14 protein-coding genes are annotated in these 15,530 nt (G+C 69.2%); 7 read left to right on the top strand and 7 right to left on the bottom strand.

Annotation, left to right across the window (positions count from 1 at the left end):
* Positions 1-187: 187 nt before the first annotated feature.
* A complete protein-coding gene (locus tag ACIRQP_RS27120) occupies positions 188-754 on the top strand; it encodes a GNAT family N-acetyltransferase (RefSeq protein ID WP_403893795.1) in 567 nt (188 codons plus the stop codon).
* A 53-nt stretch (positions 755-807) separates the two neighbouring features.
* Here ACIRQP_RS27120 and ACIRQP_RS27115 read toward each other — a convergent pair whose 3' ends face one another.
* Positions 808-1,419 (bottom strand): NADPH-dependent FMN reductase, encoded by a 612-nt coding sequence (locus ACIRQP_RS27115; RefSeq protein ID WP_403893793.1) that lies wholly within the window; start codon positions 1,417-1,419, stop codon positions 808-810.
* A 340-nt stretch (positions 1,420-1,759) separates the two neighbouring features.
* On the opposite strand from ACIRQP_RS27115, the gene ACIRQP_RS27110 reads away from it, so the two are divergent.
* Positions 1,760-2,476, top strand: coding sequence for a TetR/AcrR family transcriptional regulator (locus ACIRQP_RS27110; protein ID WP_403893791.1), 717 nt, complete (start codon positions 1,760-1,762; stop codon positions 2,474-2,476).
* 52 nt (positions 2,477-2,528) lie between these two features.
* On the opposite strand, the gene ACIRQP_RS27105 is transcribed toward ACIRQP_RS27110, so the two are convergent.
* The 6 genes from ACIRQP_RS27105 to ACIRQP_RS27080 all read right to left on the bottom strand — a co-directional run bounded on the left by ACIRQP_RS27105 (position 2,529) and on the right by ACIRQP_RS27080 (position 9,966).
* Complete coding sequence (locus ACIRQP_RS27105; RefSeq protein WP_403893789.1) at positions 2,529-4,097, bottom strand: type IV secretory system conjugative DNA transfer family protein; 1,569 nt, start codon at positions 4,095-4,097, stop codon at positions 2,529-2,531.
* Positions 4,098-4,099: 2 nt separating this feature from the next.
* On the bottom strand, positions 4,100-5,548 hold the full coding sequence (locus ACIRQP_RS27100; protein ID WP_403893787.1) for an ATP-binding protein: 1,449 nt from the start codon (positions 5,546-5,548) through the stop codon (positions 4,100-4,102).
* A gap of 102 nt (positions 5,549-5,650) precedes the next feature.
* A complete protein-coding gene (locus ACIRQP_RS27095) occupies positions 5,651-7,204 on the bottom strand; it encodes an SCO6880 family protein (RefSeq protein ID WP_403893785.1) in 1,554 nt (517 codons plus the stop codon).
* A complete protein-coding gene (locus ACIRQP_RS27090; RefSeq protein WP_403893783.1) occupies positions 7,201-8,550 on the bottom strand; it encodes a hypothetical protein in 1,350 nt (449 codons plus the stop codon). Before ACIRQP_RS27090 ends, ACIRQP_RS27095 begins: the two co-directional genes overlap by 4 nt.
* Entirely contained in the window at positions 8,540-9,394 is an 855-nt protein-coding gene (locus ACIRQP_RS27085) for a hypothetical protein (RefSeq protein ID WP_403893781.1), read from the bottom strand. Before ACIRQP_RS27085 ends, ACIRQP_RS27090 begins: the two co-directional genes overlap by 11 nt.
* A gap of 263 nt (positions 9,395-9,657) precedes the next feature.
* Positions 9,658-9,966: a hypothetical protein gene (locus ACIRQP_RS27080; RefSeq protein WP_030353484.1), complete on the bottom strand. Its 309-nt coding sequence runs from the start codon at positions 9,964-9,966 to the stop codon at positions 9,658-9,660.
* Positions 9,967-10,462: 496 nt separating this feature from the next.
* Here ACIRQP_RS27080 and ACIRQP_RS27075 point away from each other — a divergent pair, with 496 nt between their 5' ends.
* The 5 genes from ACIRQP_RS27075 (at position 10,463) to ACIRQP_RS27055 (ending at position 15,507) form a co-directional block, all read left to right on the top strand.
* Entirely contained in the window at positions 10,463-10,909 is a 447-nt protein-coding gene (locus ACIRQP_RS27075; protein WP_403893779.1) for a hypothetical protein, read from the top strand.
* A complete protein-coding gene (locus ACIRQP_RS27070; RefSeq protein ID WP_403893777.1) occupies positions 10,906-12,807 on the top strand; it encodes an alpha/beta hydrolase in 1,902 nt (633 codons plus the stop codon). The genes ACIRQP_RS27075 and ACIRQP_RS27070 overlap by 4 nt, the downstream gene beginning before the upstream one ends.
* The gene (locus ACIRQP_RS27065) at positions 12,804-13,418 is read left to right on the top strand and encodes a hypothetical protein (protein ID WP_403893775.1); all 615 of its coding nucleotides are present in this window, start codon (positions 12,804-12,806) and stop codon (positions 13,416-13,418) included. The genes ACIRQP_RS27070 and ACIRQP_RS27065 overlap by 4 nt, the downstream gene beginning before the upstream one ends.
* 62 nt (positions 13,419-13,480) lie before the next feature.
* Positions 13,481-14,509: an NlpC/P60 family protein gene (locus ACIRQP_RS27060; RefSeq protein WP_403893807.1), complete on the top strand. Its 1,029-nt coding sequence runs from the start codon at positions 13,481-13,483 to the stop codon at positions 14,507-14,509.
* 263 nt (positions 14,510-14,772) lie between these two features.
* Complete coding sequence (locus tag ACIRQP_RS27055; RefSeq protein WP_403893773.1) at positions 14,773-15,507, top strand: phosphatase PAP2 family protein; 735 nt, start codon at positions 14,773-14,775, stop codon at positions 15,505-15,507.
* Positions 15,508-15,530: the final 23 nt, after the last annotated feature.

Genomic DNA, 15,530 nt, shown 5'->3' with positions numbered 1-15,530 from the left:
GCGCCGATGGTACTGCAGGGGGGACCCTGTGGGAGAGTAGGACGCTGCCGAACAATTGTTGTGGGAATGCCCTGCACCTTCTGGTGCAGGGCATTCCTGCGTTCTATGGGGGTTTCTACGGGGTCCTACAGGGTTCACCGGTGATATCTCGTTGCGTGAGAGGCCGCGTGGCGTGGAGGATCGGTGGATGAACCACGTGATTCGTGCCGTACGGCCCGACGAATGGGCAAAGGCCAAGGACATCCGTCTCGCCTCGCTCCAGGATCCGGCAGCGCCGGTGGCATTCCTTGAGACGCACGAAGAAGCTCTGGAACAGCCCGATTCCTTCTGGCAGGCGCGGGCGGCCGGGACCTCGCCCCGGCATGGGGTCAGGGCGGGGCAGTTCATCGCCGAGGCGCCGGACGGGACATGGTCGGGGACGGTGACGTTGCTGATCGAGGAGGCCGGCGGAACGGACTTCCTGGGGGCCACGTCCGAGCGGGCGCAGGGGCATCTCGTCGCGGTGTTCGTACGCCCCGAGCAGCGTGGGACCGGGCTGCTCGGGGCGCTGGTCGATGCCGCGCTCGACTGGGCGTGGTCGCTGGACGAGCCGTGGCTCGCGCGCGTGCGGCTCCATGTCCACGAGGGGAACGCGCGGGCACAGGCCGCCTATCGCAAGCTGGGATTCGTACCGACCGGCAGGTCTCTGTCGTTGGAGGGCAAGCCTTCGGTGGCCCCCGGGAAGGAACTGGAGCTGGTGATCGACCGCCCCTGAAACTTCTCCCGGTGATTCCTCCTGGTGGGATTCCTCCTGGGGAGGGCGGATCGTCAGACGCTGTACGGATGCTCCGTCCGCGCCGTTCGCAGCGCGCGTCCCCACCAGTCGAGTTGGTCCAGCATCGTCTTGGCGGCTCCGGCGGCGCCTTCCGAGTCGTGGGCCGTGCCGTCGGGGGCGAAGACATCGCTCGTGACCTTGTGGAAGCTGACGGTCTCGCGCACCGTCGTGCTGTGCAGCTCGGCGAAGACCAGCCGCAGTTGCTCGACGCCGCGCAGCCCGCCGCCCACGCCGCCGTACGAGACGAAACCGACCGGCTTGGCCTGCCATTCCTCGCGGTGGAGGTCGATGAAGTGCTTCAGGATCGCCGGGAAGCTGTGGTTGTACTCGGGTGTCACGACGACGAACGCGTCGGCCGCGCCGAGACGGGCGGACAGCTCGACCAGGGCCGGGGTGGGTTCCGTACCCCAGTCGGGGTGGACGGCGGGGAGTTCGGTGTCGGCGAGGTCGATGAGGTCGACCTCGGTGCTGCTGTGGTCGGCGGCCAGGGTGGTGAACCAGTGGCCGACGGTGGGGCCGAGACGGCCTTCGCGGGTGCTGCCGATGATGACGACGAGCTGTATCGGGTCGGCCGGGTTGGTCGGCTGAGTGGACAGGGCGGACATGGCGTTGCTCCTCAAGGGCGCTATGTGGTCGGGGCGGATCAAGTCAGGTCAGCGTGTTGGATGAGGCCGAGGTGGCTGCTGCTGGTGGCTGCTGGTGTCCGGTCGCCGGCACTTGCGGTGTGGTGCGGCGGCGGGTGCGCGGAGGCCGGAGCAACTGGTGGACCAGCAGCGCCGGTCCGGCAGGACGACCGCGAGGGTCGGCGCGACGCGGCTTCTGCGAGGCGGGGCCGCGTGGGCCTCGGCCGCCGGGTCCTCGGCCTGTGCGTGGGACATGAAGGTAAAGTACAACGTGTATGGAAATCATTGCAACGGGCGTTGTAATTTCTGAGGGGGGCGCACCATGGCGAGCGGGGAGCGGGAGCGGGAACGAGAGCAGGAGGCGGGGGCGGCGCGGGGCTCGGGTGCACAAAAGCCTCCGCGCACGGGGTTGCCGCGCAAGGGGCTGCTGGAGAAACGCCAGGCCATCGAGCGGGGCGCGCGTACGGTCTTCGGGCGCGAGGGGTACACGCGGGCGAGCGTCGACGCGATCGCCGCCGAGGCGGGTGTCTCCACGCGCACCATCTACAACCACTTCACCGACAAGGAAGAACTCTTCCGCGCGGTCTTCCTGGAGAGCGCCGCCTCCGTGACGGCCGACTCCACGGACCTCTTCGACCGGCACTTCCGGCACTTCGGAAGGGCGGCCGACATCGAGGCGGACCTATTGGCCCTCGGACGCGACTGGGTCGGCCAGAACTCCAAGCACCCCGAACACTTCGCGCTCGTACGCCAGATCATCACCGAGGGGCCGCGGATGCCGGCCGATGTGATCGAGGAGTGGCAGCGCGTCGGCCCGCTGGCGGTACGCGCCGATCTCGCGGAGCGGCTGCGCGTGCTCGCAGGTCAGGGGCTGTTCGACATCGATGACGCCGACGCGGCGGCACGGCATCTGAGCCTGCTCATCGGCGGCCTCACGCTGGAGTCGTTCTTCGGCGCGGTGCGGCTGAGCGCGGCCGAGGTGGAGAAGTTCGTGGCGAGCGGGGTGTGGGCCTTCTTGAAGTTGTACGGGCCTTCGTGAAGTTGTACGGGCCTTCCCGAGCGTGTGCGAGCCGTACGGGCCTCTCCGTACCTCAGACGCTGTCGGGGACCGGCAGTTCATAGTGCGGCCAGCGGTCCAGGCCCTGCTGTCGCGACCGGAGGAGGGCCAGGGTCGGCAGACCACGGTCATGACCGGTGGAGAGCAGCTCCGGAAGCTGGGGCAGCGGGGCCACGGCCGCGACATCGTCCAGGACGCAGGTCATTGGTGGGTCGAGCCGACCGTCAGATGACCGTGCGGCCATGCGGCGGCCGTGCTCGACCACGTTCGAGGCGAGTGCGGTGAGCAGAGGCATCGCACCCGGGCGGGAGCGCGGATCTTCGATCGGCTCACCCACCACATACAGAGTGCCCCCCTCGTTCACAAAAGAATCCAGCGCGAGGGAATCGGTTCGGTTGGGTGTGCAGGAGTCGCGGATATGGATCGAGGACAGGGACGACAGCGCACGGGCCGTCAACTGCTGGGAGACCTCACGGCGTTCGGGATGCGCGGTGAGCGCGGACTCCAGCAGACCCGCGAGACCGGAGGCGGCCTTGGGGTGGGTACGGAGGATCCGGACGGCCTCATGGGCGTTCTTGCCCTGTGCCCAGCGGTGCACCTGTTTGAACGGCCGCGACTCCACCGCGGCGGCATGCAGCCAGCAGCGCAGCAGCGTCTCCGCCGTGTCGGCCATGGCGGCGTCGAGCAGGGCGTGCGGGCGTACGGGGGAGAGCAGTGCGGCGGCACGGGCGGCGGCCGTGGCGGCGTCGTCGCATCCGGCGGTGGGGGACCAGTGGAGCCGGGCCGGGGTGTCGCAGACATGGCCGGGGTCGTAGACGAGGACGGGGCCGAGCTTGGCCCGCGCGTCCTTGGTCTCGGACCACACGGTCGGGTCGGAGGTGACGACGAGGGCCGGTCCCTCGGCGTCCAGGACGGCCTGGACGGCGGTTGGACGGCGGGCGAGGGGGTCGCCGTATCGCACGCGGGGGGCGGGGACGGCGGCGGCCTGTGCGGGAGCGGGAGCGGGGATGGGGAAGGGAGCGGCCGTGGGGAAGGGAGCGGGTGCGGGGGCGGCAGCCTGGACAGAGGTAGGCGCCGGTGCTGGTTCTGGTACCGACGGGGGATTGGGCACGGCCGTCGTCGCGACGTCCGACAGGTATCGCTCCTTGCTGAGCGTCGGGGCCGGGTCCGGGGCCGGCGCCCGGCTCGGCGCCCGGCTCGGTGCCTGGTTCGATACGGCATCCCGTCGGCGCGCGCGTACCACGCGGTAGCGGGTCGCCACTCCGAGCACGAACACCGTGAGCACGACCAGGACCATCATCTGGCTTATCAGCAGGCCCCAGAACAGGCCGTATCCGGAAAGTTCCCCCGCCGGGGTGTCCGGCCAGGCGCCCGTGATGTCGTGCGGCGCCTGCACGAGCTGACGTATCGCCAGCGGCGTGCGCGTAAAGGTCACCCCCCGCGGCCAGGCGCCGTGGGTGAACAACCCCGCGAGTCCGGTCGCCGTCCAGACCAGCACGGCCAGCCCGAGCAGGAAGCCGAGCAGACCCACGAGCAGTCCGTCGGGGATCCCACCGCTCCGGGCGTCCCCCTGGTAGTGCTGACCGTCGTGGTGACGCGGCATGGTCACGCCACCGTCGACTCGGAGGACTCGTTCAACTGCCGTTGCCTTTCCAGGAGGGCCGCCCGCTGTTCCGCCTCCCACTCCGCGGCCCGCATGTCGTCCGGCAGTCTGCCTTCCAGTTCCAGGGCGTCCGCGGCGTCCGATGCTTGGGAGTTCTCGGTCATCGCCCGGTCGGTGAAGACCAGGGGCCGTTCCGCTTCCGTCACCAGATGCTTGACGACCTGGACGTTGCCGTTGACGTCCCAGACCGCGATACCGGGCGTGAGGGTCGGAATGATCTCCACCGCCCACCGAGGCAAACCGAGCACCCGGCCCGTGGCTCTCGCCTCGTCCGCCTTCTGGGCGTAGATCGTCCGGGTCGACGCCATCTTGAGGATGGCCGCGGCCTCCCGGGCCGCCGCGCCGTCGACCACGTCGGAGAGATGGTGGACCACCGCCACGAACGACAGACCGAGCCGCCGGCCGAACTTCAGCAGCCGCTGGAAGAGCTGGGCGACGAACGGGGAGTTGATGATGTGCCAGGCCTCCTCGACCAGGAAGATGCGCTTCCTGCGGTCGGGGCGGATCCAGGTGTGTTCCAGCCAGACGCCCACGATCGCCATCAGGATCGGCATCGCGATCGAGTTGCGGTCGATGTGCGAGAGGTCGAAGACGATCAGGGGGGCGTCCAGATCGATCCCGACGGTCGTCGGTCCGTCGAACATGCCCCGCAGGTCACCGTCGACCAGCCGGTCGAGGACCAGCGCGACGTCCAGGCCCCAGGCCCGTACATCGTCCAGGTCGACATTCATGGCCTCGGCCGACTCGGGCTCGGGGTGGCGCAGTTGCTCGACGATGTCCATCAGCACGGGCTGGCGGTTGATGATCGTCTCGTTCACATAGGCGTGCGCGACCTTGAGCGCGAAGCCGGAGCGCTCGTCCAGGCCGTGTCCCATGGCGACTTCGATGATCGTACGGAGCAGGGCGAGCTGCCCGGTCGTGGTGATCGCCGGGTCGAGGGGGTTGAGGCGGATGCCGTGGTCCAGGGCCGCCATCGCGTCGAGCCGGATGGGGGTTATACCCAGCTCCTGGGCGATGAGGTTCCACTCGCCCGCGCCGTCCTCGCCCTGGGCGTCCAGGACGACGACCTGACGGTCGCGGAAGCGCAGTTGACGCAGGACGTATGTCTTCTCCAGCGCCGACTTCCCGTTGCCGGACTCGCCGAGGACGAGCCAGTGCGGGGCGGGGAGTTGCTGCCCGTACAGCTGGAAGGGGTCGTAGATGTATCCCTTGCCGCTGTAGACCTCGCGGCCGATGATCACGCCGGAGTCACCGAGGCCGGGGGCCGCGGTCGGCAGATAGACGGCCTGGGCCTGGCCCGTCGACGTACGGACGGGCAGCCGGGTCGTCTCCACCTTCCCGAAGAGGAAGCTGGTGAAGGCATCCGTGAGGACGGACAGCGGATCTCGCACCACAGGCCCCTTTCGGCTCGTCGGCTATCGGCGGTGTCGGTGACGGTGAGGGTGAGGGTGAGGGTACGGACGGTATGGCTCGGTCGGAGGCGATGAACCGCGCTAACGGCGGATGCCGGTCGCGAACGGCAGCGTGTTCACAAAGGCGCGGTGGTGCTCGCGGTCGCACCACTCCAGTTTCAGATACGACTTGCCGGCCGACGCCCTGATCGTCCTCTTGTCCCTGGCCAGGGCCTCGGGCGACCTGGACGACACTGTGATGTACCCGACGAGGTTGACCCCCGCCGCCCCGCTGGCGAGATCTTCACCCCGCTGGTCCAGCCGGCCGTGCGCGGCGATGTCGCGCGGGTCGACGGTGCGGTTCATCTTGGCGGCGCGGCTCGCCTCCGCGTCGTCGTTCGTCTTCTCGGTCAGCATCCGCTCGATGGCGATCTCGGTCGGTTCGAGGTCCATGGTGACCGAGACCGTACGGATCACATCGGGGGTGTGGACGAGCAGCGGGGCCAGGAAGTTCACGCCGACCGGCGTCATCGGCCACTCCTTGACCCAGGCGGTGGAGTGGCACCAGGGCGCGCGCGTGGACGACTCGCGCGTCTTGGCCTGAAGATACGTCGGTTCCATCGCGTCCAGCTCGGCCGGCCAGGCGTTTCGTTTCGTCATGGCCTGGATGTGGTCGATGGGGTGGTCCGGGTCGTACATCGAGTGCACGAGGGAGGACAGCCGGCCCTGTCCGAGCGGCTGGCGCACGCGGATGTCCGCCTCGGCGAGCCGGGCGCAGATGTCGGTCAGCTCACGGGCCATGACGACGGCGAGGCCCGCGTCCCGGTCGAGTCTCTTCGTACCGCCGGCCTGACGGGCGGCGCGGGCCATGGCCTGGCCCTCGGCGGCCAGTTCGCGGGTGTAGTGCATGCACGCGACGAGATACGCGCGATGCTGCTCGCTGGAGGTGGAGACCATCGACTGGAGCTGGTCGTACGAATCGCGGAGCCAGCCGGGGGAGGAGGAGTCGCCGCGCTGGGCCACGTCCTTCTCGTGCGCGTCGGGGTCGGCGGGCAGCGTACGGGCGAGCATCTGGAGCCGGGTGACGAAGCCGTCGCCGTTGGCGACATGCTTGAGGAGCGTGCCGAAGCGGTCGACGAGGGCCTCCTGGTCCTCGCTGTCGCGCAGCCCGACGCCGGGGCCCTCGATCTCGATGGCGGCGGTGACGGTACGGCGGTCGGCGTGCAGCAGGACGGCGATCTCGTCCGGGCCGAAGGGCGCCGCCAGCCAGTTGATACGGCCGATGCCCGGGGGCGGGCCGACCTCGACCTCGCGGCCGTCGAGGCTCGTACCGGCCTCCATGGCGGCGGAGCGGTAGACCGTACCGCGGCGCAGGCTGCGCTTGTAGCTGCGGTTGATCTCGAACCACTTGTAGAACGTGCGGTGCTTGTACGGCACGTACACCGCGGCGAGCGCGATGAGCGGGAACCCCGTCAGCGTCACGATCCGCAGGGACAGGACGGGGACCAGCAGACCGCACATCATGCCGACGAAGGCGCCGGCGATGATCAGGGCGATCTCGCCGGTCTCGCGGTTCTTGCCGACGATCGCGTTCGGCCTGGCGCGGCCGATGAGATACGTGCGACGGGGCGCGATCGGTGGTGACTGGGTCGTCAACGCCCTCTACCTCCTGTGCTGTTGTTGCCGCTACCGGTGCCGCGTGAGCTGTGCGGGGTGCCGCTGGTCGGGCCGCCGCCGCGGGGCGGGGGCGCGGGGGACGGCACGGGCCCGCCGCCCCCGCCCCCGGACGAGGAGCCGCGCGAGCTGTGCGCGGCGACGCCGCCGGAGACGGCATTGGCGGGCCGGCCACCTCCGCCGCCTCCGCTGCCGTCGCCCTGCTGGTGGTTGCGGCTGCTGTGGGTCTTGATGCCCTGGGAGACGAGAGCGGCGGGGGAGCTGATGACGGCGGCGGCCTGGGAGCCGTCCGTGGCCTGCTTCCGGTTGGAACGGGAGGAGGCGATCTCGTCGCCGAAGCCGGGCACGAAGCGGTAGATCATCGCGGAGGCGAAGATCGCCAGCAGGATGATGGCGAGACCGGACACGACGGCGGAGACCGCGTCGGGCCCGCTGTCGGCGGAGAGCGCCCCGGCGAGGCCGAGGACGATCACGATGACGGGCTTGACCATGATGACGGCGATCATGATCCCGGCCCAGCGGCGGACGTGCCCCCACATGTTCTTGTCGACGAGCCCCGCGTAGACGACGGTGCCGAGGAGCGCCCCTACGTACAGGAGCGCGGCTCTGATCACCAGCTCCAGCCAGAGCACCCCGGCGGCGAGGATCGACACGAGCGAGACGACGATCAGCATGATCGGCCCGCCGCCGATGTCGTCGCCTTTCTTGAGAGCCTCGGCGAAGCCGCCGAAGAAGACGTCGGTCTGTCCGCCGGTGGAACTGGAGACGACCTGGGTGACGCCGTCGGTCGCGGAGACGATCGTGAAGAGGATCAGGGGGGTGAAGGCGGAGGCGAGGACCGTCAGCCAGAGGAATCCGATGGCCTCGGAGATCGCGGTGGTGAGGGGGACGCCGCGGATGGCGCGCTTGGCGACGGCGAGGAGCCAGAGGACGAGGGTGAGGACGGTGGAGGCGGCGAAGACGACGGCGTACTGGCGGAGGAAGGCGGCGTTGGTGAAGTCGACGTTGGCGGTCTCTTTGACGGCGCCGCTGAGCTTCCCGACGATCCAGGCGGCGGCGTCGCCGCAGCCGCGGGCGAGGGAGGAGAGGGGGTCGAGGGTGTCGGGGGCGCTGGGTACGAGGGAACTGGAGTCTCCGGTCTCGCCGTTCTCGCAGAGCTCCTGGACCTGGCCCGAGAGCAGACTGCAGTCCCCGGAGGAGGAGGGACTCGGGGTGGGCGACGGAGTCGGCGCGGCCACCGCCCGTGACGCGAACAGGAAGAGCGCGGCCTGCACGCCCGCCAGCACGGTGACGAGCGACCGCGCGCGGCGCCGAGAGCTACCTGGCATAGGTGAAGCCTCCGAACTGCTCGACAGCCTTGCTGATCTCGTCCGCGGTGGAGGCCGCGACATCGCCGGGGACGGGGGCCGGCCCGTCCTTCTGCGAGTCGGCGGTGACCTTCCACTCGTCGCCCAGCCACCGCAGGTCGAAGGTCCAGGTCTTCCAGGTCGTGCGTACCGGGTCCGTGGAGTCGGGACCGGACATCCCGATCAGGCCCGTGTACCAGACCGACACCTTGGCCGTGTCTCCCGAGAGGCTCTCCACCTTGGTACCGACCGGGATCGTGCGAGTGACGAACGTGCTGCCCTGAGGCGGATTGCCGTCGGCGTCCAGCCCGAGCTTCTGAAGGAACGCCGTTGAGTACGCGGCGTCTTGCGGACCTTTGAGCTTGCCCGCCGCCTCAGGGGTGTAGACGGTGTCGACGATGCCGTGCCGGCTGTCCTTCCTGAACATGCCGTCGGAACCGAGCGCCACCGCGAAGTTCGCCGCCGCGCTCGCCGCCCCCTGCTCGTCCCGCGCGAACCCCGAGGGGATCTCCCCGTTCTTCCCCGTCACCGGCTTCACCCCCGTCGCCGCCGTCGGGTCCGCGCCCGGTCCGGCCGCGCCCTTGCCGCCGTCGGAGGCATCGCCCCCGCCACCGCGGTTCGCGAACGCGATAGCCGCGATGAGCAGGACCACGACGCCCACCACGGTGATGAGCGAGCGCGAGCTGCGCGCCGGGCGGCGGGGGCCGCCGTACATGTCGCCGCTTCTGCCGTCGGGCAGGCGGGTACGCGTCTGTCCCGTGCCGCCGAAGCCGTCGTCCGTACGGCCCGAGTCGCCGCCGTAGCCGTGCTCGTCGCCGAAGCTCATGCCGCGTACGCCCCCTCAGACGTTTGCGGTCCCGCGGTGTCCGCGGTGTCCGCGTAGTACGACGGTAGCCGTGCTGGTTCCCGCGCGGGCGCGGTGTGGTGACTCGACATCAGGGAGACGCAACCTCAGCCGGTGGGTGCGACGGACGGGTGGTGTTGAGGGTGAACCCGGGCACGCCCGGTGCGGACCGGCGGGACGGGAGGGAGGAGGAGTTGGCAGGGAGAGGGAAGAGGGAAGAGGGAGAAGGGCGAGGCGGATGCGGGTCAGACGGCCATCCCGTACACGATCGTGAAGAGTGTGCCCAGAGAGCCGATGATGAAGACACCGGTGAGTCCGGCCACGATCAGACCCTTGCCCTGCTCAGCGCTGAACGTGTCCCGTAGCGCTGTCGCTCCGATCCGCTGCTTGGCCGCGCCCCAGATCGCGATGCCGAGGCAGAGCAGGATGGCCACCGCCATCACGACCTCGATCATGATCCGGGCCTCGTTGCCAAGTGTCCCGAAAGGGCCCCAGTTCGGGGCGATGCCACCGATGATGGTGGTGATGTCGCCCTTTTCGGCCGCCAGGTACATGTAACTCACCGCCCCTGTTGGGTCGTTCACGCCCGGGCCCCATGGCACGGGTCACTCTCTATCTTCGCTGATGGAACCGCCTTCGTAAGCCGCTTGGCGGCTCTCTTTACCCGATCCCCGCACATATGACCGACGACGGTGCCCCGATCAGTCACGGATCGGGTATGCGAGGACGCATATGGTAACTCTGTGTATCACGGAGCGTGACTCCGGGCAATGACTGTCGTTGTTACACCTTTGTGGTCCCGGGCACTTCCGAGGCGCGTCGAACCGCTGGAGCCCGGACTCGGTCCGGCTGCCGCTCCTTGCCCACCGTACGAGTGAACTTGGCACCGCCGCCGCGCTGTCCGGCCGACGGCCGGATGCCCTGTGGCCGCAAGCATCCGCGCCGTGCGTACCGCCTGTGGAGCCGCGCACGCGTGCGGGATTCCTCCGTGTCCGGCTTTGGGAAAGTGCCCCGAGATCGCGAGCTGAGGAACGGACAGAGGTGTGCGGCATGACGGGACATGGGGAGTTCTCGGAGCGTTCGACGTATTCGGACAACTGGCAGCGGCTGATCGATATGACCGGGGGCGTCCCGGCTCCGCGCAGCGGCGACGGCGGCGGTGGTGGCGGTGGCGACGGTGGCGGTCCCGGCTTGAGACACAGCGGAGGGCCCTGGATCCGGGCGGCGGGGGCCGCCGAGGCGCTGCGTACGCACATGGGCCCGGTGAGAGCCGAGTTCGCCGCCGCGCACGAGGGGCTGGCCGCCGGTACGGAGGGCCTGGGCGTCGCGGCGGTGCTGTGGACGGTGCGCAGGTCGTGGGAGCGGCGCATCGACGCGGCGATGGGGGAGTGCGGAAGTCTGGCGGGGCAGCTGCGCGCGGTCGCGAGGGACTTGGGGGAGACCGACGAGGTGATCGCCGCGACCTTCGCGAAGGCGGCCGGTGGTGGGGGACGGTGAGCGGGGCTGTGGGAGGGGCCCTGGGCGGGGCCGAGGGCGGCTTGCTGACATGGGGTCAGCTGGCCGAGGTGAGGTGTTCGGCGCTGGAGGGGGCGGCCGACAGCTGGGGCACGGCGAGCAACCGGGCGGACGCGGCACGGGACCGGATCGACAAACAGCTCGTCGCGAGCCTCGCCGCCACGCAGGACGGCGAGGCGGCGGACGCGGCGGTGGCGCGGCTGCGCGGACTGAGCCGCAACTTCCAGTACGTCTACACCGAGTGCGGATTGGTCCGTACGACCCTGAACAGCCTCGCCGCCGAGCTGAGGGTGCCTCAGCGGAGGCTGCGGGAGGCACTGGAGACCGCGTGCGGTCTGAAGTTCACGGTCCATGAGGACGGTTCGGTGAGCTATCCGGCGGCGGGCGAGAACACGCTGACGAGGGAGAAGCTCCCGGGAGGTACGGCCGCCGGCAGCGCGGTATCGCCGCTGCTGGCCCCACCGCAGACGCTGACGAGCCCGAACCCCCACGCGGCCGGGGCCCAGGAGATCGCCGACGCCATCGCGCGAGCGGTCGCCGAGGCGAGGGAGATCGACGCTCGGTACGCACGCGCGCTGCGGAAGCTGACGGCGCGCGACGGTCTGCGCGTCACCGACGCCATGTGGGCGGACGTGAGCGGTGACACGACTGCGGTGCGCGGGCTGGCGGACGAGTACCTGCGGGACGCCATCCCGGTGGACAGGTCCCCCGGGGAGCGGAAGGCGTGGTGGGACGGACTGACGCAGGAGCGGCGCGAGGAGTACTTGGCGGTTTTCCCGGCGGAGATCGGGAACTTGGACGGGATCCCGGCGGAGGCGAGGGACGCGGCCAACAGGGACAACTTGCGGTTGCTGATCGGGAGGTTGGAGGGCTGGGAAGGACAGGGCGGGGACGATGAGCGGGTGCGGACGCGGCTGGCGGGGCTGAGAGCGATCGACGAGCAGTTGCGGGCCGGGGGAAATCCGCCGATGTATCTGCTGGGGATCGGGGACGAGGGGAACGGGCGGGCCATCGTCTCGTACGGGAATCCGGATACCGCGAGGAATGTCTCGGCGTATGTGCCGGGGCTGGGGACGGCGCTGGACGAGGATTTCGTGAGGAATGATCTGAAGAGGGCGCGGGATACGGCGATCGGGGCGCAGGAGTACGATCGTTCGAGCGCCTCGATCGTTTGGCTCGGGTACGACGCTCCGCAATTGTCCGCCAGGGACATCACGGGAAATGCGGATGTGATGTTCGCTGATCAAGCACGGGTCGGAGCGGTCGCGTACAACGAGTTCATGTCGGGCATCTCGGCGACGAACGAGAATGATGATCCGCATGTGACGGCGGTGGGGCACTCCTATGGCTCGCTCACGGTCGGCCAGGCGGCGCAGCGGCCGGGTGGTGTGCCGGGGGCGGACGACATCATTCTGCTGGGCAGTCCGGGGACGGGAGCGAAGTCCGCGGACGAGTTGGGTGTGGGACGAGAGCATGTGTTCGTGGGTGCGGCGGACAACGATCCCGTGACCGCGATGCCGGCGAAGACCGAGGCGCGTGGCATGGCGACGGGCGCGGCCAGTGGGGCGGTGGTGGGGGCCGCGTTGGGCGGTCCGGTCGGGGCGGCTGCCGGTGCGGTCGGCGGTGGCGCGGCGGCGTACTTCGCGCAGGACGCGCAGGCCGATGACAGGGAGATCTGGTATGGGACGGATCCGGCGCATGAGGCTTTCGGGGCCCAGCGCTTCAGGGTGGAGGACGGGCCGCGTCCCGTCAGGGACGGCGGGGGTTTTGCCGCGCACTCCCACTACTTCGATCCGATCGAGGATGAAGAGTCCGCTGACAACATTGCCTTGATCGTTGCCGGTCGTGGAAACGAGATGAGTACTCAGGAGCGCCGATGACCAATCTGCGACTCGCCTCCATTGCGATCTCACTGGCGCTCGCGACTGGATGCAGTGCTGCTTCCGGTACTGGACATCCAGAGGGGAAATATTCTGACGTGGATATGCGGCGGGCTGCTGAGGAAGCAGATGCGATCATGCAGCGCACCCTGTCGGGTGTGAAGCCGGAACTACGGTGGAACCACGGTCCTTCGAACGATAAAATCTGCACCGACGTCAAAAACGACTCGTCGGGGACTGGTTCGGTAAAGCGCCGGATTTCCATCATGACCATTGTTTCCAAAGAGCGACGTGGAAATCTGCTCGGTGTGGTGGAACGTGATTGGAGCGCTCGGGGCTATCGGATTACCGGTGTGCGGGCAAGTGGTGAATTACCCGCCATCTATGCTGCGACGCCGGACGACTTCCGGCTGAGGGTGGCCGTGGGAGGCGAAGGCCAATTCTTCTTCTCCATCACCACCCCGTGTTTCACGGAATCGGCGGTGCCCGATCCGGCGACCGAGCCGAACACTCCCCAGCGCGCCGGTGACTACCCGCAGCCCCCCGACGTCCACGACGACTTCTGGTCATCCAAGGCGTCTCTTCCGACGTCCTCGTCATCCGCCTCCTGATCCGTTCCCTCCGCGCCTACACTGGCCCACGACAGTGGCCCTGACGCGGAGGGTGTGTGACGGTGCGTAAGGCATGGCTCGTCGTGGCCGCTGTCGGGGGGCTCGGGTTGAGTTTTGTCGCTCTGCTCGTCGTCGGGACCTACTCCGCCGCCGCCGGGCTCGTCGGGGGTGTGGGCGGGGGCGGGCGGGCTGTGGGGTTGGCCAAGGGGGCCGTGCCTGCCGCTTATCAGCCGCTTGTGCAGCAGTGGGGCAACCTCTGTCCCGCCATCAACCCCGCGCTGCTCGCCGCGCAGTTGTACCAGGAGAGCGGCTGGAACCCCAGCGCGCAGAGCCCCGCCAACGCCAAGGGCATCGGGCAGTTCATCCCCGGAACCTGGGAAGCCCATGGGATCGACGGGAACAAGGACGGGACGCGGGACATCTGGGATCCGCGTGACGCGATTCCCTCGGCCGCCTCGTACGACTGCGAATTGGCCGGATACGTCAAGGACGTGCCCGGCGATCAGACCAACAACATGCTGGCGGCGTACAACGCCGGGGCGTACGCCGTCATCAAGTACAGCGGTGTGCCGCCGTATCGCGAGACGCAGAATTACGTCAAGATCATCCGGACTCTGGAGAAGAGCTTCGCCAGGCCCGTCGGGCGGGTCGAGCCCTCGAAGCAGGCCGCCGCGGCCATCTACTTCGCTCAGCAGAAGCTGGGAACGCCTTATCTCTGGGGTGGGAACGGGACCGCCGAGCAGGGCGGGCGGTTCGACTGTTCCGGGCTGACGCAGGCCGCGTACCGGACCGTGGGGATCGAGCTCCCTCGGGTGGCCAATGACCAGTACAACGCCGGCGAGCATCCCTCGCGGGACGAGCTGCTCCCCGGTGACCTCGTCTTCTTCTCGGACGATCTCACCAATTCGCGGGCGATCCGGCATGTGGGGTTGTACGTGGGTGGCGGGTACATGATCAACGCGCCGTATACCGGGGCCGTCATCCGGTTCGACAAGATCGACACCCCGGACTACTTCGGGGCCACCCGCGTCACCGAGGACGGCGCGAAATCGCTGCCCACCGATCTGCCCCCGAACCGGCCGTCCGCCTGACTCCGGAGGGTCCGACGGTCGGCCGTGGCCGGAACTCTCCGTCCGGACGCGGCCCTGAGCTGCGACTATGTGTCACTCTTCGATAACGTCATGGTGATCGTTCGGTAGAGAACGGAACGTACGCGGCGCGTAGGCCGTTCCCTGGACGACAGCTGCGGTGCTGATCGCGCAGCATGTTCCGTACTGACCACGGGGGTTGGTAGAGGCGTCGCCCACGAAGGTGTGGCGCGGCAGGCGACAAGAAGGCAAGGGGCCCGCGGCAGATGGCTGGACTCGTACTGGATGGGTCGAACCCCGATGTCAGCCTGCTCTACGACATCAATGGACTCGCCCAGGACGCCCCGACGTGGTTCGACCGCGTGATGGAGTTCGTCGGTGAGTACGGGATCATGTTCGGGCTCGTGCTCATCGGGCTCTGGGGCTGGTGGAGCGTGCGCAGGCGCGGGTCCGCGGAGGATTCGGTCACGGCCGTCGCCGGGCTGGTCTGGGCGCCGCTCGCCGCCGGGATCGCGCTGCTGATCAATGTCCCGATCCGGGGCTTCGTCGAACGGCCGAGACCGTTCCTGGACCACAAGGGCCTGGAGGTCCTGGTGGCGGGCAAGACGGACTTCTCGTTCGTCAGCGACCACGCCACGATGGCGATGGCCATCGCCGTCGGTGTCTTCATCGCCCACCGGAAGCTCGGTCTCGCGGCGATCGGTCTGGCCCTCCTCGCGGGCTTCTGCCGCGTCTACATGGGGGTCCACTACCCGACCGATGTCATCGGCGGCTTCGCCCTCGGTACGGCGGTCGCCCTGCTGCTCACCCCGCTCGCTCTCGCCCTGCTCACCCCGCTGGTGTCGGCGATCTCCCGGTCGCCGCGCGTCGGGTGGTTCGTACGGTCGCGGGCCGCCCGCGAGGCGGATCTGGCCGCCGGTACGGGCGCCGGGGCGGTCGGCGGGACGCGGCCGCTCGGTCTCCCCGAGCCGCGCCCCGACGACAACAATCTCGCCGCCTGAGCCGGTCACGTCGCACGACGTCC

This window comes from Streptomyces sp. NPDC102274 (assembly GCF_044766385.1).
GTDB lineage: Bacteria > Actinomycetota > Actinomycetes > Streptomycetales > Streptomycetaceae > Streptomyces.
This window is presented reverse-complemented; position numbering and strand designations above follow the sequence as displayed.